Origin of the sequence: Shewanella sp. OMA3-2 (assembly GCF_021513195.1) — a bacterium.
Lineage (GTDB): Bacteria > Pseudomonadota > Gammaproteobacteria > Enterobacterales > Shewanellaceae > Shewanella.
Genome location: NZ_CP090974.1, coordinates 3494516 through 3517374, shown reverse-complemented (window position 1 = coordinate 3517374; position 22859 = coordinate 3494516). Strand labels below are relative to the sequence as shown.

General features: G+C 40.7%; 22 protein-coding genes and 1 pseudogene. 19 read left to right on the top strand and 4 right to left on the bottom strand.

Features of this window, described 5'->3' with window-relative positions:
* Window positions 1-68: 68 nt before the first annotated feature.
* Both L0B17_RS15500 and mutH read right to left on the bottom strand, forming a co-directional pair.
* Window positions 69-1088, bottom strand: coding sequence for an adenylate/guanylate cyclase domain-containing protein (locus L0B17_RS15500; protein ID WP_235086033.1), 1020 nt, complete (start codon window positions 1086-1088; stop codon window positions 69-71).
* Window positions 1089-1309: 221 nt separating this feature from the next.
* Entirely contained in the window at window positions 1310-1978 is a 669-nt protein-coding gene (gene mutH, locus L0B17_RS15495; RefSeq protein WP_235086031.1) for a DNA mismatch repair endonuclease MutH, read from the bottom strand.
* Window positions 1979-2801: 823 nt separating this feature from the next.
* On the opposite strand from mutH, the gene rppH reads away from it, so the two are divergent.
* Genes rppH through L0B17_RS15480 form a run of 3 tightly spaced genes read left to right on the top strand, consistent with a single transcriptional unit; the run spans window position 2802 to window position 6418 of the window.
* Window positions 2802-3326, top strand: coding sequence for an RNA pyrophosphohydrolase (gene rppH, locus L0B17_RS15490; RefSeq protein WP_235086029.1), 525 nt, complete (start codon window positions 2802-2804; stop codon window positions 3324-3326).
* 27 nt (window positions 3327-3353) lie between these two features.
* Window positions 3354-5588 (top strand): phosphoenolpyruvate--protein phosphotransferase, encoded by a 2235-nt coding sequence (gene ptsP / locus L0B17_RS15485; protein ID WP_235086028.1) that lies wholly within the window; start codon window positions 3354-3356, stop codon window positions 5586-5588.
* A 29-nt stretch (window positions 5589-5617) separates the two neighbouring features.
* Window positions 5618-6418 carry a sulfite exporter TauE/SafE family protein gene (locus L0B17_RS15480; RefSeq protein WP_235086026.1) on the top strand — a complete coding sequence of 267 codons (801 nt, stop codon included), beginning with the start codon at window positions 5618-5620 and terminating at the stop codon, window positions 6416-6418.
* A 12-nt stretch (window positions 6419-6430) separates the two neighbouring features.
* Here L0B17_RS15480 and L0B17_RS15475 read toward each other — a convergent pair whose 3' ends face one another.
* The gene (locus tag L0B17_RS15475; protein ID WP_235086025.1) at window positions 6431-7282 is read right to left on the bottom strand and encodes a thymidylate synthase; all 852 of its coding nucleotides are present in this window, start codon (window positions 7280-7282) and stop codon (window positions 6431-6433) included.
* A gap of 339 nt (window positions 7283-7621) precedes the next feature.
* Here L0B17_RS15475 and nhaA point away from each other — a divergent pair, with 339 nt between their 5' ends.
* The 5 genes and pseudogenes from nhaA to L0B17_RS18325 all read left to right on the top strand — a co-directional run bounded on the left by nhaA (window position 7622) and on the right by L0B17_RS18325 (window position 11011).
* Complete coding sequence (gene nhaA, locus L0B17_RS15470; RefSeq protein ID WP_235086023.1) at window positions 7622-8794, top strand: Na+/H+ antiporter NhaA; 1173 nt, start codon at window positions 7622-7624, stop codon at window positions 8792-8794.
* On the top strand, window positions 8794-9183 hold the full coding sequence (locus L0B17_RS15465; protein ID WP_235086021.1) for a hypothetical protein: 390 nt from the start codon (window positions 8794-8796) through the stop codon (window positions 9181-9183). Before nhaA ends, L0B17_RS15465 begins: the two co-directional genes overlap by 1 nt.
* A 178-nt stretch (window positions 9184-9361) precedes the next feature.
* Window positions 9362-10295, top strand: a pseudogene (gene nhaR, locus L0B17_RS15460) (transcriptional activator NhaR).
* Between the two features lie 40 nt (window positions 10296-10335).
* Window positions 10336-10584 (top strand): FAD assembly factor SdhE, encoded by a 249-nt coding sequence (locus L0B17_RS15455; protein WP_235089867.1) that lies wholly within the window; start codon window positions 10336-10338, stop codon window positions 10582-10584.
* A 91-nt stretch (window positions 10585-10675) separates the two neighbouring features.
* Window positions 10676-11011 carry a protein YgfX gene (locus tag L0B17_RS18325; RefSeq protein WP_443019899.1) on the top strand — a complete coding sequence of 112 codons (336 nt, stop codon included), beginning with the start codon at window positions 10676-10678 and terminating at the stop codon, window positions 11009-11011.
* A gap of 70 nt (window positions 11012-11081) precedes the next feature.
* Here L0B17_RS18325 and nadB read toward each other — a convergent pair whose 3' ends face one another.
* A complete protein-coding gene (nadB, locus tag L0B17_RS15450; protein ID WP_235086020.1) occupies window positions 11082-12689 on the bottom strand; it encodes an L-aspartate oxidase in 1608 nt (535 codons plus the stop codon).
* Between the two features lie 240 nt (window positions 12690-12929).
* On the opposite strand from nadB, the gene rpoE reads away from it, so the two are divergent.
* The 11 genes from rpoE to acpS all read left to right on the top strand — a co-directional run bounded on the left by rpoE (window position 12930) and on the right by acpS (window position 22784).
* Complete coding sequence (gene rpoE, locus L0B17_RS15445) at window positions 12930-13508, top strand: RNA polymerase sigma factor RpoE (protein ID WP_235086019.1); 579 nt, start codon at window positions 12930-12932, stop codon at window positions 13506-13508.
* A 25-nt stretch (window positions 13509-13533) separates the two neighbouring features.
* The gene (locus L0B17_RS15440; protein WP_235086017.1) at window positions 13534-14127 is read left to right on the top strand and encodes a sigma-E factor negative regulatory protein; all 594 of its coding nucleotides are present in this window, start codon (window positions 13534-13536) and stop codon (window positions 14125-14127) included.
* 63 nt (window positions 14128-14190) lie between these two features.
* Entirely contained in the window at window positions 14191-15120 is a 930-nt protein-coding gene (locus L0B17_RS15435; protein WP_235086016.1) for a MucB/RseB C-terminal domain-containing protein, read from the top strand.
* 96 nt (window positions 15121-15216) lie between these two features.
* On the top strand, window positions 15217-15684 hold the full coding sequence (locus L0B17_RS15430; protein WP_235089865.1) for a SoxR reducing system RseC family protein: 468 nt from the start codon (window positions 15217-15219) through the stop codon (window positions 15682-15684).
* 473 nt (window positions 15685-16157) lie between these two features.
* On the top strand, window positions 16158-17948 hold the full coding sequence (gene lepA / locus L0B17_RS15425) for a translation elongation factor 4 (RefSeq protein WP_235086014.1): 1791 nt from the start codon (window positions 16158-16160) through the stop codon (window positions 17946-17948).
* Window positions 17949-18123: 175 nt separating this feature from the next.
* Window positions 18124-19038, top strand: coding sequence for a signal peptidase I (gene lepB, locus L0B17_RS15420; RefSeq protein ID WP_235086012.1), 915 nt, complete (start codon window positions 18124-18126; stop codon window positions 19036-19038).
* Window positions 19038-19718, top strand: a complete 681-nt coding sequence (gene rnc / locus L0B17_RS15415) for a ribonuclease III (protein WP_235086010.1) — start codon at window positions 19038-19040, stop codon at window positions 19716-19718. The genes lepB and rnc overlap by 1 nt, the downstream gene beginning before the upstream one ends.
* Window positions 19715-20728: a GTPase Era gene (era, locus tag L0B17_RS15410; protein ID WP_235086008.1), complete on the top strand. Its 1014-nt coding sequence runs from the start codon at window positions 19715-19717 to the stop codon at window positions 20726-20728. Before rnc ends, era begins: the two co-directional genes overlap by 4 nt.
* 42 nt (window positions 20729-20770) lie before the next feature.
* A complete protein-coding gene (gene recO / locus L0B17_RS15405) occupies window positions 20771-21478 on the top strand; it encodes a DNA repair protein RecO (RefSeq protein WP_235089863.1) in 708 nt (235 codons plus the stop codon).
* Between the two features lie 188 nt (window positions 21479-21666).
* Window positions 21667-22404 (top strand): pyridoxine 5'-phosphate synthase, encoded by a 738-nt coding sequence (gene pdxJ / locus L0B17_RS15400; protein WP_235086006.1) that lies wholly within the window; start codon window positions 21667-21669, stop codon window positions 22402-22404.
* Window positions 22404-22784 (top strand): holo-ACP synthase, encoded by a 381-nt coding sequence (acpS, locus tag L0B17_RS15395; RefSeq protein ID WP_235086004.1) that lies wholly within the window; start codon window positions 22404-22406, stop codon window positions 22782-22784. Before pdxJ ends, acpS begins: the two co-directional genes overlap by 1 nt.
* The last annotated feature ends 75 nt before the right edge of the window (window positions 22785-22859 follow it).

The window sequence follows — 22859 nt, the reverse complement described above, 5'->3', positions numbered from 1 at the left end:
TTTAACCCTGTGATGAGAAAACCTGATCGCTATGCAATATTAACAAGGACCTTGTGCACTGTTTAAAGTCAGGCAGATTTTTGTTTGGTGCTGACAGCATAGACTTCAATAGGGTGTTGCTTGCCTTTGAGTTGTACTAAACCTAAATCTTTAAGCTGGTAAAGACTGTCCTGTTGTTCAAGGCGATGGGCGACATCGCCTGACAACAGCATTCTTTGGCCTAGTGGGTTACATTGATCTTGTAGTCTAGCTAGTGTGTTTAGTACATCGCTAAAGAAACTAATTTCTTGTTTATGTACGCCTACAACCGCAGCAACGACTTGGCCACAATGGGCGGCAGCTTTGAATTTAGGCACGAAGCCATATTGTTTTTCAAAATATTGTCTTTGCCATTGAAGTTCAGTACAAAACTCAAAGTAAATGTTTAAACAACGATCTTCTTTTATCCCTTCTTCAAGTGGCCAATAAATGAGCACCGCATCTCCCATATAACGATAGATTTCAGCATCATTTTTTATCACGGTATCAGCCAGTAAACTAAAGCTATCTTGGATCAAACGTGAAAATCGATAATCACCGAGCGACTCAGCATGAGAGGTGGATGACGCCATGTCTAAAAATAAAAATAGCCGTTGCTCATAGCGAGGTTTATGGTATTTACCAAGGCCAATATTTAATAATACTCTAGGGCCAACTAATAAAGCCATTTGCTCAATAAAGGCTAAGCCGACTCTAACGACAACTAAGTAAATAACTAAAGCCTGAAAAGAGGGACTATAAAGCACGTGAGCGGTTAGCATTTGCCTTAAAGTGATCATATGGTTTTCAATTGCCCACATGTTTAAGTACTGGGTTAAATAAGCAATAGTGGTTGCCCCTAATAGTAAGAACAACCCTTTAAACATGACCGAAAAAATATAAGGCAACCGACTAATTGCACTAAAGTCAGCGATCAAATTTGACATCCAATGTAAGCAACCAAATACGCAGCCCATAAAGATGGCCAAAGTGGCTAGATCACCATTACCCACAGCCCATTGTGGTAATTCAGGGGTTTGTGCATATCGGAAAAACACAAATGCAGCCATGGCAAAGCACCAAGCTAAAATGGCAAATACGAGTTTTTTGAGTTGCTTTTTAGCTTTCAAGAGTAAAAATTAGATCCGCAAATGAGTAGAAAATAAGGCGGCAGTTTAACCAAAAAACCCTACTTGTGTTAGTGGTATTTGTGATTTAGATCAATAGAAGTTCAGAAAAAGTTATTTTAGTTTAGGGCCTGTTGATCTTTGCTTAAATTAATAAACACATCTTACAGAAATGCATTCCTAAGGATCTGCTGGGTAAAGGGGATTTTCAAATAAAATCCTCGTGGATTAGATAATTGAATCGTCCCATCAGGACCAATGCTTTCGGTTAATGTATGACTGTTTGCGGCTTTAGGTCGTAATTGCAACACTTCACCATGACGAGCGGTAATGTTATCGACTTTCCCCAAAGCAATCTTTTCCATGATTTCTTCCCAATCCTGTTTTAGTAGAGCCATTTCTGCTGTTGATGGTGACCAAAGCAGCGGAGTACCGACTCGCCTTTGTCCAACCGGAATATGACGTTCACCTTCGATGGGCACCCAAAGGACAGATTGAAGCTTATGAAACACCACACTTTGCTCCCAAGTCAGGCCATGAATATCAGTCAGCGGCGCAACTGTGACATAGGTGGTTTCGAGCGGTTTACCTTTTTGATCAATCGGGATAGTTTTTAATTCTATTCCTAAATGGATGAAGTCGGGTTCAGGTCTTGAACCGGCTATAGCACCAAGTTCCATTTCTATCAGTTGTCCTACCCAACCTTTATCCCGTTTTAAGTCTTGAGGCACATTGATACCATTTTCAAATGCAATGTCAGCTAACGACACGCCAGCCATGTCATGGGCTCGTTGCATAAGTTCTGTCAAACTTTGTGGTGATGGTTTCGGCATAACATATAAGCTGATGATATTGAGTTATAGCAGTAGATTATCAATATTGGTCTCTAGTGCAACCGTTTGTAATAAACAATTGAAAAATATCCTTAAACGGTTTGATGATAAAACTCTTTTGATTATAACGAGGTTATCGCAGGTTTTAGGCGAGTTATAATGGGGTGGTCAAATAATGCTCATTTAATTTTGGTGAAGTTATTTATTCGTCAAAGAGCCATTTAAGTTGATGAAATAAAGCAATTTAACGTATTTTCATTTAAAGAATAAATCGACTTAAAAAAAGTTACACGCTTTTATCCCTAGCCTTTCCCACATAGTTATCCACAGTTTTGTTGCATAACATATCAAAGTAGGGGGCTTTAACCGAACTAAAAGCGTGAGTCAATCACTTTTATAAGCAAAAAAAGCATTTTACTTTAAAATTTCAGTTGTTATTTGTGAATAAGTTTTAGTTGCTACTCAGATGTTGTGGGATAACTTTATGGGTGGTTAAAAAATGGCCAACCTTTGTTGATCTAGGGTGGTTTGATATTTTTTGTTTATTAAGATGTTGTTTTTTATTGGTTAAATTGATTGCGGCTAATTTCTTAAACACTTTGTAATGAGTGGTTTTTTAATCAAATTATTAAGTTCACGGGAGTTTCAAACAGACATATCCACAGATTTTGTGGATAACGAGCATGCAGGATGTGATTAATTGTTGATAAGAGTGAGTAAAAATCATAATTATCCCATAAAATGCCCCAAATAGGGGTTTGCTGATAAGCAAGCTTTGTGAAACAATCACATTAATGAAAATTTTTGTAAAATTGGAGTCCATGTGATTGATAGCGACGGCTTTCGCGCAAATGTGGGCATCATTATCTGTAATCAGTTTGGTCAAGTTATGTGGGCGCGACGATTTGGTCAGCATTCTTGGCAATTTCCACAGGGTGGGCTTGATGAAGGCGAAACAGCCGAACAAGCCATGTATCGTGAATTATATGAAGAAGTCGGTTTATTACCTGAACATGTCCAAATTCTGACTACTTCTCGCTCTTGGTTACGTTATCGTTTACCAAAGCGATTAATTCGACAAGACAGCAAACCCGTGTGTATCGGACAAAAGCAGAAATGGTTTTTGCTACAATTAAAAGGTCATGACAACACCATTAACTTGAATTCATCGGGCCATCCTGAGTTTGATGATTGGCGCTGGGTCAGTTATTGGTATCCTGTTAGGCAAGTGGTGTCATTTAAACGGGACGTTTACCGAAAAGTGATGAAGGAATTTGCAATAATCACGTTAGCTTTGCAAACCAGAGAGATTAATCACAATAGGCGAAGAGGCCGCAACCGAAATTAAGGATTATTATTAAAGGATTACAAGACAGTGTTAAATACACTTAGGGATATTACACAGGCCGTTGCCGCTGCTAACACGTTATCAGCGGCGTTATCGCTATTGGTTGTGCAAACTAAGCATGCTATGGCAACCCAGTGTTGTTCTGTTTATCTTCTTGAGCAACAGCAGTTAGTTCTTTCTGCTACAGAGGGGCTACATCAATCTGCAGTTGGCCATGTTCGAATGCCATTGACCGAAGGGTTAGTCGGCTTAGCTGCTGAACGTGAAGAAGCTGTCAATTTAGCTGATGCAAGAATTCACCCACGTTTTAAATTATTCCCTGAAGTCGAAGAAGAAGAATATCGCGCTTTTCTTGCTGTGCCGATCATTTATCAAAAAATGGTGGTAGGCGTCATTGTGGTTCAGCAGCCTAACCCTCGTCAATTTAGTGAGGGTGAAGAAGCATTTTTAATGACATTAGCAGCGCAATTAGCCGTGGTGATCCGCAGTTTAAAAAATAAAGCGGCCATGACTAATGTACAGGATCAAGTGGTCTTTAGTGGCATCACTGCATCAAGTGGCATTGCGATCGCTAAGGGGTTGGTACTTGGAGGTGTGATCTCCTTAGAGCAAGCTGATTTAGCATGTGAAAGTATAGAACATGAAACCATTCGGGTTAAGTTGGCTATTAATCGCAGTAAAGACATGTTGGCTGCTATTTCACAGCGATTCGAGCGTGATAAGGCAGAAGATGTAGCCTCTATTTTTTCCGCTTTTAAACTGCTGCTTGATGACAGCAGTTTGGGTGGTGAATATGTGCGTGAAGTCGCAGCGGGTTGGCGAGCTGAATCTGCCGTTAGCCGAGTATCTCTGCGCTACATTGATCAATTTTTAGCGATGGATGATCCTTATCTTAAAGAACGAGCAAGTGATATACGCGAACTGGGTCAAAAGGTACTGCGTCAATTAATTGAGCCAGATAAATTGGAGTTTGAACCTGAAACCCCAGTGATTTTGGTTGCTAAAGAAGTCGATGCGACTATGTTGGCCGAATTTCCACGGCATAAATTAGCGGGTATTGTAACTCAACTGGGCGGTGTCAATGCCCATGCGGCTATTCTTGCTAGAGCTTTAGGTGTCCCTGCACTGATTGGTGTTGAGCAGGTTTTAGAGAGTAATATTGATAATAAACTATTGGTATTAAATGCCAATCGTGGTCAATTACTAGTGTCGCCATCACCTACTGTTGTTGCTGAATATCAAGTACTTATTAGGGTTGATGCAGAAAAACAAAAACGTTTTTTAGCTGAACTTTCCCTGCCAGCACAAACGCTAGATGGTAAACGTATTCATTTATATTTGAATGCAGGCTTATTAAGTGGTGTGGAGTCAGATATTGCTGACGGAGCCGATGGTATTGGTTTATATCGCACCGAAATCCCCTTTATGCTGCATCAACGTTTCCCCAGTGAAGCGGAGCAAATCAAAGTTTATCAAAGTGTATTAAATGCAGTGGGGGATCGCCCTGTTGTTATGCGAACTCTTGATGTCGGCGGGGATAAGCCTTTACCGTATTTCCCCATTAAAGAAGATAACCCTTTTCTAGGCTGGCGCGGCATTAGATTGTCGCTTGATCATCCAGAGTTGTTTTTAATGCAATTAAGGGCGATGTTACAAGCGGGAGGCGAGGGGAAACAGTTACAAATCCTATTACCTATGGTCAGCAATTTAGATGAAATAGATCAAACTATTGAATATCTTGATCAGGCTTATAATGAGTTGAATGTTGAATTAAATAATATGCTGACTCGACCCAAAATTGGTGTAATGCTTGAGGTGCCTGCACTACTATATCAGTTAGATGATGTCGCTAAGCGGGTTGATTTTGTGTCTGTTGGTAGTAATGATTTAACGCAATACTTGTTGGCTGTTGATCGTAATAATCCCAATGTCAGTTCATTATTTGATAGTTATCATCCCAGTATTTTAAGGGCGCTAAAACGGGCTTTGGATGAATGCCAACAATATGAGTTAGATGTTAGTGTTTGCGGTGAGCTTGCGGGGGAACCCTATGGTGCACTCTTGTTAGTGGCTATGGGATACACCAAACTCAGTATGAACCAAGCGAGTTTAGCGCGGATTAATTATCTTCTTAGACGTGTATCGCATTCTCAGTTAAGCCAAGTTCTGGCAACTTGCTTATCTGTTTCTAATGCTACCCAAGTCAAGCAAGTGCTGTTTGAGTTTACTCAACAGCATCAATTAGAAGATATTTTACATTAGTTTATATTTATCAATGTTAAGGGAATATCTTGGACAATTTGTTACTTGTTTTTTCTATCTGCCTTGGATTAGGGGCAATAGTTGGTTTTTTGGCTGGGTTATTAGGCATTGGCGGTGGGCTGATTATTGTACCTGCATTGTTATATATTCTGCCATGGGTAGGCATTCACTCTTCTCAATTAACCCATGTCGCCATAGCAACCTCATTAAGCACAATCATTTTAACCTCTTTATCTTCAGCAATCGCTCATCATAAACGGGGTAATATTCCTTGGTCGTTATTTAAGCCCATATTCCCTGGTATTGTTTTAGGTGCATTGTCTGCAGGATTTGTGTCAGAGATGATTCCATCGGATCAACTGCAGCAAGCTTTTGCGGTGTTTGTCGTCTTGATGGCTATTCAAATGGCATTCCCTTTTAAGTCAAAAGGCGAAGGTAAGCTACCCCCTTTATGGGTATTGTTTGTTGTGTCTATTTTAATCGCATTAGTCGCTGGCATGATGGGAATTGGTGGTGGGGTATTATTAGTGCCATTTCTAACTCTTTGCGGTTTGCAAATGAAGCAAGCAGTAGGTTTCTCTTCGGCAACGGGGTTTTTAATCGCTATTGCTGGCACGACGGGCTACGTCATTGCAGGCTTTAATGCATCAGATTTACCCTCTGGCACCTTAGGTTATATATACCTACCAGCACTACTCGGTATTATTATTAGTTCAATGGTTTTTGCTCCTTTGGGCGTCAAAGCTGCGAGTACTTTACCTACACCAATATTAAAAAAGGCCTTTGCAGGCCTGTTGTTTGTAGTCGGGTTGAAATTGATTTTTAGCTAATTAAATGTCGCATTAAACCGCAAATGGGTATTGAATTGCATCATGATGCTGGTACCCTTCAACTTTAAAATCATCTAAAGTCACCCAGGTCTCTATGTCTTTTAGGCTTTTTATGTCTGGATTAATAATTAACTTTGGCACGGCTAAGGGCTCGCGTTTTAGTTGAATATCCCGCATTGGGGCTAATTGATCTTCATAAATATGGGCATTAACAATTTTATGGTAAGCCTTACCGGGTTTTTTACCGGTTATTTGTGCCATTAATGCTAATAATACATACACTTGAACCATATTAAAATTTAAGCCTAGCGGCACATCACAGCTGCGTTGAGTGCTGTTTAAATACAGGGTGTCCCCAAGCAATGAAAAGTGATGTTCGTACATACAAGGGCGTAAACAGCCTAAATCAAATGCCCCAGGGTGTAAAAAAGTTAAGATTTCTCCTCGATTATCAATACCTTTTGAAAGGTCATCGACAATGCCTTGCAATAAATCAACATGGCCGCCATTAGGTTTAGGGAATGCTCTCCCCAAAGCACCATAAATTAATCCTAAGTCGTCTTCGCCTTTACGATTCGGGTTGTTAAGCCATGCTTGATTTAAGTTGGCATTGGCGTCCCAGGTTTTTGTCCCTAATGCACGAAAATCAGCGGCATTCTGATAACCGCGCATATAACCAATAATTTCAGCTATGGCCGACTTCCAAAAACTTTTCCGAGTCGTTACCAGTGGAAATTGATTGTGAGCAACATCATAACTCAGGTCGGCATTAATAATGGTTAAACAGCGTTTGTTGGTTCTTTCATTATTAACCCAAGTGCCTTCGTCTACGATACGTTGGCAAAGATCCAAATATTGTCTCATGATATCCCTGATTTTTTATGTGCTATAGATTTAGATTATACAACTATGAGTTGTTTGAGCATAAATAACTTAATGAAGCTTTTCGGGTTGGTAAAAATATGCCCAATTAATTAATGGTAAGGTAAATTTTTTGTATATGTAAATCATTAAGCTAGTGGTGGTAACAATAATAAACAGGTTATTGTAGTGTTTAAAGCCCGTTAATAGGGGTTAATATAAAAAAATCTGATGCATTATTAATCCAACTCGGTTTTTTCGAGGTATTAACTCGAAACATCCGATTATATTTATGTTATTGATCTAGTATAGACTCGAAGCATCGATTTTTAGGAGTTACATATGGAAAGAGCAATTAAAAACTTTTTGAGCCAAGAGTCAGCAGGCGGCATTATTTTGATGGTCTCCGTCGCCTTGGCCATGATTTTAGCAAATTCACCACTGTCGGGTTTTTATGAAGGTTTCTTAAATACAGGCGTTCAGGTTCGTATCGGTTCGTTAGATATTAATAAGCCATTATTATTATGGATTAATGATGGCTTAATGGCATTGTTCTTTTTGCTAATCGGCTTAGAAGTTAAGCGTGAATTATTGGAAGGTGCGTTATCGACAGTCGCTAAAGCATCTTTACCCACTTTTGGGGCAATCGGGGGGATGGTTTTTCCTGCATTATTTTATCTGATGTTTAATTATTCAGATCCCGCTACGCAAGTCGGCTGGGCTATTCCCGCAGCAACTGATATTGCTTTTGCTTTAGGTATTATGGCTTTATTGGGTAGCCGTGTACCTGTTGCACTAAAAGTCTTTTTATTAGCTTTGGCCATTATAGATGACCTAGGCGTTATTGTTATTATTGCATTATTTTACAGTACCGATCTGTCGATGCTAAGCCTGATCATTGCAGCCGTCGCAATTGTGTTAATGATTGCGCTTAATCGTAAAGGGGTCACTTCATTAGCGCCTTACGGATTACTCGGTTTTATATTATGGGTTGCGGTACTAAAATCGGGTGTTCATGCGACGCTTGCAGGGGTCATTATTGCATTCTGTATTCCATTAAGGGCTAAAGATGGTACTTCACCCTCTGAGCATTTAGAGCATAACTTACACCCTTGGAGTACCTTCCTAATTTTACCAGTATTTGCCTTTTCTAATGCTGGATTATCGCTTGCTAATATGACGTTAGGTTCATTTGCTGAACCAATAACCATAGGTATTATTTTAGGTCTAGTATTAGGTAAGCCAGTTGGTGTGTTATTGTTTAGCTATTTAGCCGTGAAGCTTAAATGGGCTGAACTGCCACCTGGTATTGGCTGGACTCAAATCGCGCCTGTCGCGGCAATGTGTGGTGTTGGTTTTACTATGTCAGTTTTTATCGCTTCACTTGCATTTGAAAACTCTCCAGCAGCATTTGGTGATTTTGCAAGACTCGGTATTTTAACCGGTTCTTTGTTTGCAGCGTTAATCGGCTATTTCTGGTTGGATAAAGTGTTACCTAAGAAAGGAGCAAAATAATGAAATTTTTATCCGTTATTGCTTTTACCGTGACATTAGGAGTGTTTACCACTCCAGTTGTAGCTAATTCATTTGATGTCTGTTTAACCGACTCAGATAGTCCAAGCTGCCACAGTTATCTTGAAGGTGTAGTTGATGGTGCTTTAATGTACCGTAAAGATGTACCTGCAAAAAAGATTAATGCTCAAGGTGGTTATGAGTCGCGTGCACTTAAATACCGTGCAGGCAAACGTTATCAAAAAGCCAATGCTAAATACTGTGTTAGCCATATTCCTGATAGCACAGACATTGTGGATGCATTAACTGAGCAAGTTTCTATGGGCAATGTTGCTAACAGTGATGATCTTGAGACTGTGATTAATTCATTGATGGATTGTCGTAGTCAATAACGGCCTTATTTTGCTGTGTTTTTATAGAAATAATCGCTCACTTATGTGGGCGATTTTTGTTTCACAGACTTCACTTACTCAGTGAATGGGCGTATTAAGTGAAGTTAAACAGTTTGTACAGTGTGGGTTTTACTCATGCCTGCATTGCAAAAGATGTACTTTTAAAAAGGCTGATTCTATGCAACATCTTAATTATAATCATCTTTATTATTTTTGGATGGTTAAGCGAAAAGGTTCAGTAGTTAAAGCTGCTGAAGCATTGTGTTTAGCGCCTCAAACTATAACTGGTCAAATGCGTTTGCTAGAGGGGCGGCTGAAGGGCGCGCTGTTTAAGCGAGTTGGGCGCAATTTAGAGGCTACTGAACTTGGTGAAGTTGTTTATCGTTATGCCGATAAAATGTTTAATTTAAGCAACGAAATGCTGGATTTACTTAACTATCAAAAAGACTCATCTGTACTATTTGAAGTCGGAATAGCTGATGCTTTGTCCAAAGCATTGGTAAGCAGGGTGCTATTAACCGTCATTCCCCATGATGGTTCGATACATTTAGCGTGTTATGAGTCTACCCACGAAAGCTTGATCGCTAGATTACGTGAACATCAGCTTGATATGATACTGTCTGATTGTGCCGGTGAGGCATTAAAGTACACTGATATTCTATCTAAAAAGTTAGGTGAATGTGGGGTCAGTTTTTTCTGTGCTCATCCTATTGATGCTAAATTCCCTGAATGTTTAGAGCAAGAGAAGCTACTTATTCTCGGGGATCCGCACATCATTAGGCCAACAATTGCATCGCTGGTTTGCAGAGAAAAACCTCAATGTCAGTATTTTAGGCGAATTTGATGATGCGGCTATGATGAGAGCATTTGGATATTTTAAACGGGGTATTTTTGTCGCCCCGTCTATTTATCGTCATGATATACTTTCGCAAGGAATGGTTTTGTTAGGCGAAACCACCGATATTAAAGAAGAATATCATGTCATGTTTGCTGAACGTATGATCCAACATCCGGCAGTAAAAAGTTTACTTGAAACCGATTTTACTGATTTATTCTTAGGGTTAGATCAGCAGGTACAAGATTTTGATAATCGCATAGGATTAGCAGACTAATATCAATAGGGTTAACCTAAATTTTCGCAGGAGTATTGTGTTGGAATTAATGAATATTGCTAGAGTCCGCTGGGCTTGTCGCCGCGGAATGTTAGAGCTCGATGTACTGCTTCAGCCATTTATAGAGGCTCAATATCAAGATATGTCTGATGAAGATAAGCAAACTTTTATTCGTCTTCTAGAGTGCGAAGACCCTGAATTATTTGCGTGGTTTATGGGGCACGAACAATGCCCCGATGCTCAGCTTGCTGCAATGGTAATTAAAGTTCGTGGACGCCCAGCACCTTAAGCAAGCCTCCAACCGCACTCACGCAAACTTGTTTGTGTTGAGTGCATCGTTTAATCAGTACTTATGCTACTGGATAATATTTGCTGTCGTCATGACCAGTTTTATAGCCTGGCCGCAGATGGACTCAATATTATTTAACAGTCTATTTTATATACTTATATTGCTTGTGCCTGTGTTGTTTTCGTGGCAGCTATGGTTGTTGAAAAAATGGCAGTGCCAGATAATAATTGAGGGAAAGTTGGGTGGGCGCTTAGTAAATGGTCAATCATTTACCTTTGGTAAAGCAGCGTTTATTTGTCCGTTATTTTGCTTTCTCTACCTTGAATTTGAAGATCAGTCGCGTCAAATATGTTGTGTTTGGGCGGATATGTTAGACAACACTCAGTACAGAACCTTATGTCGTCTAGCTAATCAAACTAGGCATTGATAGCAAGTTATTCTCATCGCTCGCAATCACTGCCTCGTTTATTCCATCGCAGTTGCGACTAATTAATCTATCAATTTGGCTGTAAAATAGTCGGTTGTGGATTATCAAGTAACTCAGGATAATCAAGGTTATAATGCAGACCTCGACTTTCTTTACGCTCCATAGCGCAACGGATAATCAGCTCCGCAACTTGCACAAGGTTACGTAGTTCAAGTAAGTTATTACTGACACGAAAGTTTGAATAATATTCTTGAATTTCTTGTTGTAACATCATACAACGACGCATTGCTCGCTCTAAGCGTTTATCCGTTCTGACAATCCCGACATAATCCCACATGAACAGTCTCAGCTCATGCCAGTTATGGGCAATAACGACTTCTTCATCAGAATTACTGACTTTACTTTCATCCCATACCGGCACTTTTTCTGGCATTTTAATTTTTTGCAATTGGCTTTCAATATCTTGCGAGGCTGCGCGGGCAAACACAAGGCACTCAAGTAGCGAGTTACTCGCAAGACGGTTGGCACCATGAAGCCCTGTGTATGCAACTTCACCAACAGCATATAAGCCGTTTAAATCTGTTTGGCCATGCAAGTCTGTCATTACGCCACCGCAAGTATAATGTGCTGCAGGTACAGCTGGAATAGCTGTTTTAGTAATGTCGATACCTAACTCTAAGCAACGCTGATAAATAGTTGGAAAATGTTTGATGATAAAATCGGCTGGCTTATGGCTAATGTCTAAATAAACACAATCTGAGCCTAAGCGTTTCATTTCATAGTCAATAGCGCGAGCCACAATGTCTCTAGGCGCCAATTCAGCTCTGTCATCAAATTCAGGCATAAAACGGCTTCCATCAGGGCGAAGTAAGTAAGCCCCTTCTCCTCGAAGTGCTTCAGTGAGTAAAAAGTTTTTAGCTTCCGCATGATATAAGCAAGTTGGATGGAATTGATTAAACTCCATATTCGCAATGCGGCATCCTGCACGCCATGCCATGGCAATACCATCGCCACTGGCAATATCGGGATTAGAAGTGTATTGATAAACTTTTGAGCTACCACCAGTGGCAAGGGCAACAAACTTGGCTGTAATAGTTTCGACGTGTTCCTTATCTCGGTTCCACACATAAGCGCCTAAAACTCTATTACCAGGACGATTAAGCTTGCGAGAAGTGATTAAATCGATCGCATTGTAGCGTTCTAATACTTTAATGTTAGGGTGGTTTGATGCGCGTTCTTGTAGTGTGGTTTGTACCGCTTTGCCTGTAGCATCAGCTGCATGCAAGATGCGGCGATGGCTGTGCCCACCTTCACGGGTTAAATGATAAGGTGCATCTTTTTGGTTGCCTAACGTTTCTTCTTTATCAAAAGCAACCCCGCAATCTATTAACCATTGCATAGAAGCTTTAGCATTTTCGGCGGTAAATTTAACCACCGCTTCATCACATAATCCCGCCCTGGCAATAAGTGTATCACTGACGTGAGATTCAATGGTGTCATCTTCATCAAAAACCGACGCTATTCCCCCTTGTGCATACAGGGTTGAACCTTCGGCTAAAGGGCCTTTGGAAAGTAAAATAACTGACGACTTTTCTGCTAAATGTAGTGCTAAAGTAAGCCCTGCAGCACCGCTACCTATAACCAAAATGTCAGATTGGTATTCAACTGCTTGTATCATCGGGTATCATGGGTCAAGAAATGGTTCAGTAATGGTAAATCAAAACACCATACTTGGGTACATTAAGCCGATATTTTGTTCATGCTAGAAGTGTTTATTTAGTATTTATGTGGCATAAAGCCAGCAAAATGAATTTTTTTATATTTTATCGAACTTTTATCAAAATGCTCTGTCTACTTATATGAACAGGATTCGAGCGGCTGAATATCAGTTATACAGATTTAGGAGTAGTCGGCTCGGATGAGTGGACAATATAGTGATCAACAATTAGTTGAGCGTGTACAGCAAGGCGATAAAAACGCTTTTAACCTGTTGGTAATGAAATACCAGAACAAAGTAATGAGTCTGATCGGACGATATGTTCGAAATCAAGCGGATGTGCAGGACGTAACACAAGAAGCTTTTATTAAAGCTTATCGTGCACTTGCTAATTTTCGCGGTGATAGTGCTTTTTATACTTGGTTGTACCGAATAGCAGTTAATACGGCAAAAAACTATCTTACATCACAAGGTCGTAAAGCCCCTGGAAGTGATGTTGATATTGAAGAAGCTGAATACTATGAAGGCAGTGATGCTTTAAAAGAATTTGCTTCACCAGAGCGGTTATTAATGAAAGATCAAATGAGTAAAGTGATCTTTGATACCCTCGAGACATTGCCTGAAGAATTAAAGATAGCCATATCTTTACGTGAACTTGATGGTATGAGTTACGAAGATATTGCCAATATCATGGATTGCCCCGTTGGCACGGTAAGGTCGCGGATATTTCGCGCCCGTGAAGCAATCGATAAACAGCTCCAGCCTCTACTGGAAAAGTAATAGCCTTTATTAAGATAGGTGACAAATGGTTAAATCAAGTCAAGAATGGGTATCTGCTGCAGTAGATGGTGAAGTTGATGAGCAAGCATTGGCTCAACTTGCATCTGATGTTGACTCTCATCAAGAATGGCAACGTTATCACATGATTGGTGATGCGATGCGCGGTGAACTTCCCGTGGCCATCGACTTAGATATTACTGCAAGCATTGCCGCAGCAATCGCACTAGAGCCAACGATAATGGCGCCTAAAGCGAAAAAGTCTGAACCAGATGTCGTGGTAACGTCAAGTAAACCTTCAAATGTGGTTTCGTTATTTAAACAGTTCGGTCAATATGCAATAGCAGCCAGTGTGGCGCTTGTGGCAATTGTTGGGGTGCAATCTTATGATCAAGACCCAGAATCACCTTTACCTGTGTTTAATACCCGTCCTTTAGTGGGAACTATGTCACCGGTAAGTTTGCAAACAGGTCCAGTGGTTAACCAACAAGGCTACAGTAATGAGCAAGTACTTGAGCAGCGTCGAAGAGTTAACGCTTATATTCAAGACCACATGCTACAACAACGTTTAAATCCGAGTGTTGAAGCACAAAAAGCTAACACTGCAGATGTAAACCAATAACTTTTATTCTTCCTACGGTAATGGTCTAATAGGCCATTACTGTTTTACCTTTTAGGAGTTAGCTTGCGCATTATCCTGCTAGCACTGTTGATACTTTCTCCCCTTAGCTATGCTGAAGAATTGTCTGCTAAAGAATGGCTCGTTAATATGAGTCAAGCACTTAGCGAGAAACAATTCAAAGCCTCTATTATTCAAATTCAAGCTGATCACGTTCGTCCTTTAGTATTTATTCAAGGACTTGTAGGTGAACAGCATATTTCTTATGTAGAGTATTTAAATGGTCCGCCTAAAAATGCCGTAAAAGTGGGCAATAAAGTGACCTTTTTAGAGCATGATCAACCACCTTATAGCGTAAAAGCCAATCTTATTCAGGGGGTTTGGCCAGCCTCGTTTTCAGGGAATATTGCCAAATTAGAGCAAGGTTATCAGTTTGTTTTAGGTGGTCGAAGCCGTATAGCGGGTAGAGCGGGTCAGATGATCCGATTTATTGCTAAAGATGAGCACCGTTATGATGCACAGATTTGGGTCGATATGGAAACATATTTACCGTTGCGATATGACACATTAAATCTTGATAAACAGTTGCTTGAGCAGACTATGGTTATTGAGCTTGTCGAGTTTGTTGAATCTCCAAGCATTCTAGCAGAAGCGAGTAAACATAAATGGCCAGAGATCATTAATCAAGGTGATCGCAAAGATGCCCAAGACTGGCGGTTTACCTGGTTACCTGAAGGTTTCAATCTGGTTGTAAGTGATAACCATCGCCTAATTGGCATTCATGAGCCTGTTGAATATATTGCACTCTCAGATGGTTTGACCAATATTTCAGTCTATGTAGCACGTGCGACAGAAGGGCCTATGCCCGAAGAACTGGTCACCCGCAATGGTTTATCTATGGTGGTAGAAAAGGTAGGTAACGCTGAAGTGGTTGCCATTGGAAAAGTGCCCAGTGCAACTTTAGAGCGCATTGCCAGAAGTTTAGCGTTAAAATAAGTGATTAAACCTTATCAATAGATATCAATGATTATGCCAGATACTTCTAAGGCTCAACCGAAAACGCCTCAACATGACTCGCAAGCGTCTAGTGACTTGATGGAGGAACTCGCGCGCGTAGTAGAGCATCAATCTGGTTGGGTTATGGTTGAGGTTGAACTAAAAAGCGCATGTAACCATTGTAGTAGCAGTGAAAGTTGCGGTACATCAGCAGTCGCTAAAGCCTTTTCTGTAAAAACTCAACGTTTTGCTATTGCCAGTGATAAATCCTATCAACAAGGCGATATGCTCAAACTTGGCTTACCAGAAAGTGTCATTATTAAGGCTGCTGCACTAGTGTATCTTCTTCCTTTATTAGGGCTATTTACCTTTGCCGCTTTGGGTCATTTATTAGGACTCGGTTTAGCACTTGATACTAATAACTGTGCCATGTTGATGGCATTAATAGGGGGGGCATTAAGTTGGCGAATAGGTAAGTATTTTGCCCATCGAATTGAAGCCGATGCTCAACCAGTGATTATTAGTAATCTAGGTCAGCAAGTGGGTTTATTCCGCCAAGTTTAATGATTTACGCTTCTTTCACTATCTCAATTAGCGTTATTTCTCGCTTCATTTAAACATCAATGATGAATCTGATTCTCGCATGGGCTACCATGATTCATTGAGTGAACCTCTCACCAATAAGAGTCTAGATACCGTTCTAGCACGAGTTTAATTCTTGAGTTTACTATCTCAGCCATGCACTTTGTTTAATACCTATCGCATGAAAGTTACGGAATACAGATAGTCTTTCCTATCAGTAAGCAATTAGTATTTGCTAATCACAATACAAATTAAACCACGAATAAAAGTTACCGCAAGCTCGGATATTTTGCGCGGGGGAAACAAAGCATATATAATGCCGCGCAAACCTAGTTGTTAACTAATCATTAGATCAAAACGGTAAACAAGAAAAGGTGTTACTTTTTTAATTGTGTACAAGCTTGTGTACAAAATAACAGATACGCTATTTTTGAAAGGCTAAAATGTCCAGTAAAATGAATCACATACGTAATTTCTCAATTATTGCCCATATCGACCATGGCAAATCCACCTTATCTGATCGTCTTATCCAGGTTTGTGGCGGCTTAAGTGACCGCGAAATGGCTGCTCAGGTTCTTGATTCAATGGACATTGAACGTGAGCGTGGCATTACCATTAAAGCCCAAAGCGTGACCTTGGACTATACAGCCAAAGATGGAAACACCTATCAGTTAAACTTTATTGATACGCCTGGCCACGTTGACTTTTCATATGAAGTCTCTCGATCTCTTGCCGCTTGTGAAGGCGCGCTATTAGTGGTTGATGCGGGTCAAGGTGTTGAAGCGCAAACATTAGCAAACTGTTACACCGCCTTAGAGATGAATCTAGACGTTGTACCCGTATTGAACAAAATTGACTTACCACAAGCTGAGCCAGATAGAGTGGCGGCAGAAATCGAAGATATCGTGGGTATCGATGCCATGGATGCTGTGCGCTGTTCAGCAAAAACCGGTGTAGGCATTCAAGATGTACTTGAAGAGATTATTGCCAAAATTCCACCACCGCAAGGTAATATCGATGGTCCTTTACAGGCACTTATTATCGACTCTTGGTTCGATGCTTACTTAGGCGTTGTGTCATTAGTGCGCATTAAACACGGCGTATTAAAGAAAGGCGATAAGTTTAAGGTTATGTCTACTGGCATAAATTACAACGCAGATCGCGTGGGTATTTTTACCCCGAAAGAGAAAGATACTGCAGAATTAAAAGCTGGTGAAGTCGGTTATGTTATCTCCGGTATTAAAGAGATCCATGGTGCGCCAGTTGGGGATACGTTAACACATGCTAAGCATGGCGCTGAGTTGCCATTACCTGGGTTTAAAAAAGTAAAACCACAGGTTTATGCCGGTGTTTTCCCTATTTCAACAGACGAATACGAAAACTTTCGTGACGCGTTGAATAAGTTATCATTAAACGATGCCTCATTGTTTTTTGAACCAGAAACCTCAGGTGCACTTGGCTTTGGTTTCCGCATTGGATACCTTGGTTTGTTGCACATGGAAATCGTGCAAGAGCGTTTAGAGCGTGAATACAATCTTGATTTAATCACCACAGCACCAACCGTGGTGTATGAAGTTGAAATGACCAGTGGTGAAGTTATCTATGTTGATAATCCATCGGATCTACCGCCACTTAACAATGTGACCGAAATTCGTGAACCGATTGTAGAAGCTAATATTCTAGTGCCAAAAGAATACTTAGGTAATGTTATTACCCTATGTATTGATAAGCGCGGCATGCAAACCAATATGGTTTATCACGGCAACCAAGTTGCAGTGACTTATCACTTGCCGATGGCTGAAGTGGTGATGGATTTCTTTGACCGCTTAAAATCGACTAGCCGTGGTTATGCGTCACTTGAATATAACTTTATTCGTTTTGATCCCGCTGACATGGTACGTCTTGATATTTTAATTAATAGCGACCGTGTTGATGCCTTGGCGATGATTATTCACCGTTCAAACATTCGTCATCGCGGCCTGGCATTGGTTGAGAAGATGAAAGAGCTTATTCCTAGGCAGATGTTTGATATTGCGATTCAAGCGGCTATTGGTAGTCAAATTGTTGCGCGAGCGACGATTAAAGCATTGCGTAAAGACGTAACCGCTAAGTGTTACGGTGGTGACGTATCGCGTAAGAAGAAGCTACTAAACAAGCAGAAAGAAGGTAAAAAACGAATGAAGCAAGTGGGTAATGTTGAGGTGCCACAAGAGGCATTCTTAGCAGTTTTGAAGTTAAATGATTAATCATAATTAACCCAGAAGCTTCAAAGATAACGCCGCATTAAGCGGCGTTATCGTTATAATAAATCTAACTTATCTGCAAAATGATTTCAGTATTGAGTCGTTAAAAATGGCTTACACTGTTTGTGTTGATAATAATGTTCAAAGTGTAAGACTTATTTTAGGAGTTCTATCAGTAATGGCAGCTTATTTTTCTACCATTCTCGTGCTAGTCACCCTTATCAGTGGTCTGATTTGGCTTATTGATGTGTTATTTTTTGCGCCTAAACGCAAAGAAAAACTCGCCATAGCTCAGTCTGGCTCACAACAGCTTAGTGAAGAAGCGATTGACAAAATTATTCGTGAACCTGTGGTGGTTGAAACCGCGCATTCAATTTTTCCTGTCATCGCGTTTGTGATGATCCTGCGATCATTTATCTATGAACCCTTTCAAATACCATCTGGCTCTATGATGCCAACACTACTAGTGGGGGATTTTATCTTAGTTGAAAAGTTCAGCTATGGATTACGCGATCCTGTATGGCGCACCAAATTGATTGAAACCGGAGAGCCGGAGCGTGGTGATGTATTTGTGTTTAAATATCCTGAAAACACAAAAATTGACTATATTAAACGTGTAGTGGGTTTACCTGGCGACAAAGTGACTTACACTAATAAACAATTAACTATTCAGCCTAAATGCAGTAGCGATAACGTTTGCCCTGATGCTATCAGCATTGCACATGTGGAAGTGAATCGTGGTGAATTTACCTTTGAGGGAGTTCCGTTAACCCGTTATACGGAGATTACCGATGACCTTGAACACGACATTTTAGTTAATCCTTCACGTCCAGATTTCAGACAACATTTTTATCAGCAATCAGGCACTCAAATGGGTGAGTTTATTGTGCCAGAAGGGCAATACTTTGCCATGGGCGATAACCGTGATAACAGTACCGACAGTCGTTTTTGGGGTTTTGTTCCTGAAGAAAATCTGGTTGGAAAGGCTGTAGCAATCTGGATCAGCTTTGAATTTGACCGTGATGCAAGTGGGTTATTACCAACATGGGTACCAAGTGGTGTGCGTTTTGAGCGCACTGGTGGAATAAAGTAATGGAACCGATTAAAAATCTGCCTAGACTGTGTCGCACAATAGGTTATGAATTTAACGATATTAACTTATTAATTCAGGCATTAACCCATCGAAGTGCAGCGAACAAACATAATGAGCGCTTAGAGTTTTTAGGCGATTCCATTTTGTCGATTATTATCTCTGATGCCTTATATCATCAGTTTCCTAAAGCGACAGAAGGCGATTTAAGCCGCATGCGCGCAACCTTGGTAAAAGGCGACACTTTGACCATTATCGCCCAAGAATTTAAACTGGGTGATTATTTATATCTAGGGCCAGGGGAGCTTAAAAGTGGCGGTTTTCGTCGAGAGTCAATTTTAGCCGATGCCGTTGAAGCCATCATTGGCGCGGTATATCTTGACGCTAACATAGATGCTTGTCGCAGCTTATTACTAAACTGGTATAAACAGCGCTTAGTCAATATTAAGCCAGGTATTAACCAAAAAGATCCTAAAACGATTCTACAAGAACATCTTCAAGGTTTTAAGAAGCCTTTACCTGACTACCAAGTTGTCAAAGTAGAAGGTGAAGCCCACGATCAAACCTTTACGGTTGAATGTCGTATTACGGACTTAGCCAATGTCGTTACCGGCGTGGCAAGTTCAAGAAGAAAAGCTGAACAGCTAGCGGCTGCTCAGGTGTTGGAGTTACTGAATAAATGACCAAAAAAACTGACTTGCCAAGTCAACAAGCTGAGGCAACACAAGAGCCAAGCTTAAATGAATTATTGTCAAGGATGAACCTTGCCGCGCCACAAGCCACAGCTCAATATGATGTGACTTACTGCGGTATGGTTGCCATTGTTGGTCGCCCTAATGTGGGCAAGTCGACTCTGCTGAATAAATTACTCGGCCAAAAGGTCAGTATTACCTCTAAAAAGCCACAAACTACCCGTCATCGAATTATGGGTATTCATAGCGATGGTCCAAAACAAATCGTCTTCATTGATACGCCTGGCCTGCATATTGAAGAAAAGCGTGCCATTAACCGTTTAATGAACCGCGCAGCAGCCAGTTCGTTAGCTGATGTGTGCATGGTGGTGTTCGTTGTTGATGCCATGATATGGACCGCGGATGATGAAATGGTGCTGCAAAAAATAAAGCACCACAATGACGGCCGTAGAATTGTTCTGGCTATCAATAAAGTGGATAACATTAAAGATAAGGAATCGTTATTTCCTTATTTAGAAGAGTTAGGCAAAAAGTTTAATTTTGATGACATATTGCCAATCTCAGCCAACAAAGGCACTAATGTACAACGTATATTGGAGCTAGCTCAGACGTCATTACCCACAGCGCCATTTTACTTTCCTGAAGATTATGTGACGGATCGCTCACAGCGATTTATGGCATCTGAAATTGTACGTGAAAAGCTTATGCGCTTTTTAGGTGATGAATTGCCCTATGATTGTACCGTTGAAATTGAACAATTTAAGATGATGGAAAACGGTGTTTATCAGATAAATGCGTTAATTTTAGTTGAACGTGAAGGCCAAAAACGCATGGTGATTGGTAATAAAGGTGAACGAATTCGTACCATTGCCACCCAAGCCCGTTTAGACATGGAAACTCTGTTTGATAATAAAGTGTTTCTTGAAGTCTGGGTGAAAGTGAAATCTGGTTGGGCTGATGATGAACGTGCACTGCGCAGTTTAGGTTATGGCGACGATTAACAATATTGTTTCTGTCATGCTAGACACACTGACATGGCCGCGATGAAACGTGGCTATGTGCTACATCACAGGGCTTATCGCGAGTCCAGTGTGATCGTTAATCTGCTGGTTGATGGTGTCGGGCGTGTTGATGCCATTGCCCGAACAGGCAGCGGTAAACGTTCAATTAAATCAATACTACAACCGTTTCAACCGCTCATTATTCAATTTAGTGCCCAATCAGAAGCTAAAAATCTTTCTTTAAAAACCGTGACTCACATTGAAGCCGCAGCACCTGCTATTCCGCTCAGTGGAAATAGCCTATATTCAGGTTTTTATTTGAATGAATTGTTGGTGCGCCTGTTAACCGTGGATCATCAAGCAGAGCTCTTATTTATAGCTTATCATCGCAGTTTGATCTCCCTAGCAGAGTCATTTTGCTCCAGCCATTTACGTTTTTTTGAAAAAGCATTACTACTTGAACTCGGGGCATTACCTTCACTGCAATATGATGTGGATGGTAATACGATTGACGCGACAAGTACTTATCGATTAGAGGCAGATTGCGGTTTTATTCCTGTGCTGCAACAGAGTGTGGGGGTGTTTAGTCACAGTCGAAGTGTCGTGCCTGGGGCCATGTTAATTGCACTGCAAAATGAGCAATTATCAGCAGAGCATCTTAATAGTGCCAAAGGCTTAATGCGCTTTTTACTCACGCCTCTATTAGGCACTAAACCACTATTAAGCCGTCAATTGTTCGTCAAACCTTAACCTTAGACGCCTTTGGTAACGAATAAGTCGTAAAGCGTTTTATTTTTAAAAAGTGTTATCCAAAGTTATCCTGAAAAACTAACAGGGTTCTCCTGAGTCTAATGCAGATAATAATCTCGAATTTACGCAGTATTCTCAGTACAATAGCCATACTATAATTTTATTATCATCATGATAAGGAATCGACCGTGAGCGCCATTTTTTTAGGTATAAATATCGATCATATTGCCACACTACGTCAGGCTCGTGGCACGCATTATCCTGATCCTGTTCATGCTGCTGCAGTCGCTGAGCACGCTGGTGCCGATGGAATAACGATTCATTTACGTGAAGACCGCCGTCACATTCAAGACCGTGATGTGTACTTATTAGCAAAAACCCTTAAAACGCGGATGAATTTTGAATTTGCGGTTACAGAAGAGATGATTGCTATCGCCTGTGAAGTTAAACCGGCTTATGCCTGTTTAGTACCAGAAAAGCGTGAAGAATTAACCACTGAAGGCGGTTTAGATGTTGCTGGTCAGTTAGATAAAATTACGTCAGCGGTAACCCGTTTAGCAGCACAAGGTATTAAAGTGTCATTATTTATCGATGCAGATAAAACGCAGATAGACGCCGCCGTCGCATCTGGGGCACCTTATATTGAAATTCATACTGGATGTTACGCGGACGCGCATACTGATGCAGAGCAAGCCCATGAATTAAAACGTATTGCAGATATGGCTACTTATGCCCACAGCAAAGGTTTAATTGTTAATGCTGGCCATGGTTTGCATTATCATAATGTTAAACCGATAGCCGCTATTCCTGAGCTGTATGAGTTAAATATTGGCCATGCTGTCATTGCGCGCGCAGCCATTGATGGATTGGATAAAGCGGTACGTGATATGAAACAGTTAATGCTTGAAGGGCGTAGAGGCGAGTAATGGCGATTGTTGGCATAGGTACAGATATTGTTGAAATTGCGCGCATACGTGAGCAACGTGAACGTCTTGGCGACAAGTTAGCTAAGCGTGTGCTCACAGAAGCAGAATTTGCAATCTATGCCACATCAAAAATACCAGAACGATTTTTGGCAAAACGTTTTGCTGCAAAAGAAGCTGCAGCTAAAGCCTTAGGGACAGGGATTGGTCGTGGTGTGTCATTTCAGCATATTCATATCACTAGTGATCAAAATGGTGCCCCTATTGTCACCTTCAGCGAGGGGGCAAAAGTACGATTGGAGCAATTAAAGGGGCGTCATGGCTTTATTACTATTGCAGATGAACAACATTATGCGGTGGCAACTGTGGTATTAGAGAGTTGATTGAGTATCCATTTTTGATTTATCTTACCCTCCATTTGATTAAGGCGCATAGGCGCCTTTTTTAATGGCTTTGCA

Bases quoted from the DNA above. Each gene is read 5' to 3' on its own strand.
- L0B17_RS15500 (WP_235086033.1), bottom strand. From the start codon at position 1,088: ATGGCTGCATTTGTGTTTTTCCGATATGCACAAACCCCTGAATTACCA.
- mutH (WP_235086031.1), bottom strand. From the start codon at position 1,978: ATGCCGAAACCATCACCACAAAGTTTGACAGAACTTATGCAACGAGCC.
- L0B17_RS15475 (WP_235086025.1), bottom strand. From the start codon at position 7,282: ATGAGACAATATTTGGATCTTTGCCAACGTATCGTAGACGAAGGCACT.
- nhaA (WP_235086023.1), top strand. From the start codon at position 7,622: ATGGAAAGAGCAATTAAAAACTTTTTGAGCCAAGAGTCAGCAGGCGGC.
- L0B17_RS15465 (WP_235086021.1), top strand. From the start codon at position 8,794: ATGAAATTTTTATCCGTTATTGCTTTTACCGTGACATTAGGAGTGTTT.
- L0B17_RS18325 (WP_443019899.1), top strand. From the start codon at position 10,676: ATGACCAGTTTTATAGCCTGGCCGCAGATGGACTCAATATTATTTAAC.
- nadB (WP_235086020.1), bottom strand. From the start codon at position 12,689: ATGATACAAGCAGTTGAATACCAATCTGACATTTTGGTTATAGGTAGC.
- rpoE (WP_235086019.1), top strand. From the start codon at position 12,930: ATGAGTGGACAATATAGTGATCAACAATTAGTTGAGCGTGTACAGCAA.
- L0B17_RS15440 (WP_235086017.1), top strand. From the start codon at position 13,534: ATGGTTAAATCAAGTCAAGAATGGGTATCTGCTGCAGTAGATGGTGAA.
- lepA (WP_235086014.1), top strand. From the start codon at position 16,158: ATGAATCACATACGTAATTTCTCAATTATTGCCCATATCGACCATGGC.
- lepB (WP_235086012.1), top strand. From the start codon at position 18,124: ATGGCAGCTTATTTTTCTACCATTCTCGTGCTAGTCACCCTTATCAGT.
- rnc (WP_235086010.1), top strand. From the start codon at position 19,038: ATGGAACCGATTAAAAATCTGCCTAGACTGTGTCGCACAATAGGTTAT.
- era (WP_235086008.1), top strand. From the start codon at position 19,715: ATGACCAAAAAAACTGACTTGCCAAGTCAACAAGCTGAGGCAACACAA.
- recO (WP_235089863.1), top strand. From the start codon at position 20,771: ATGAAACGTGGCTATGTGCTACATCACAGGGCTTATCGCGAGTCCAGT.
- acpS (WP_235086004.1), top strand. From the start codon at position 22,404: ATGGCGATTGTTGGCATAGGTACAGATATTGTTGAAATTGCGCGCATA.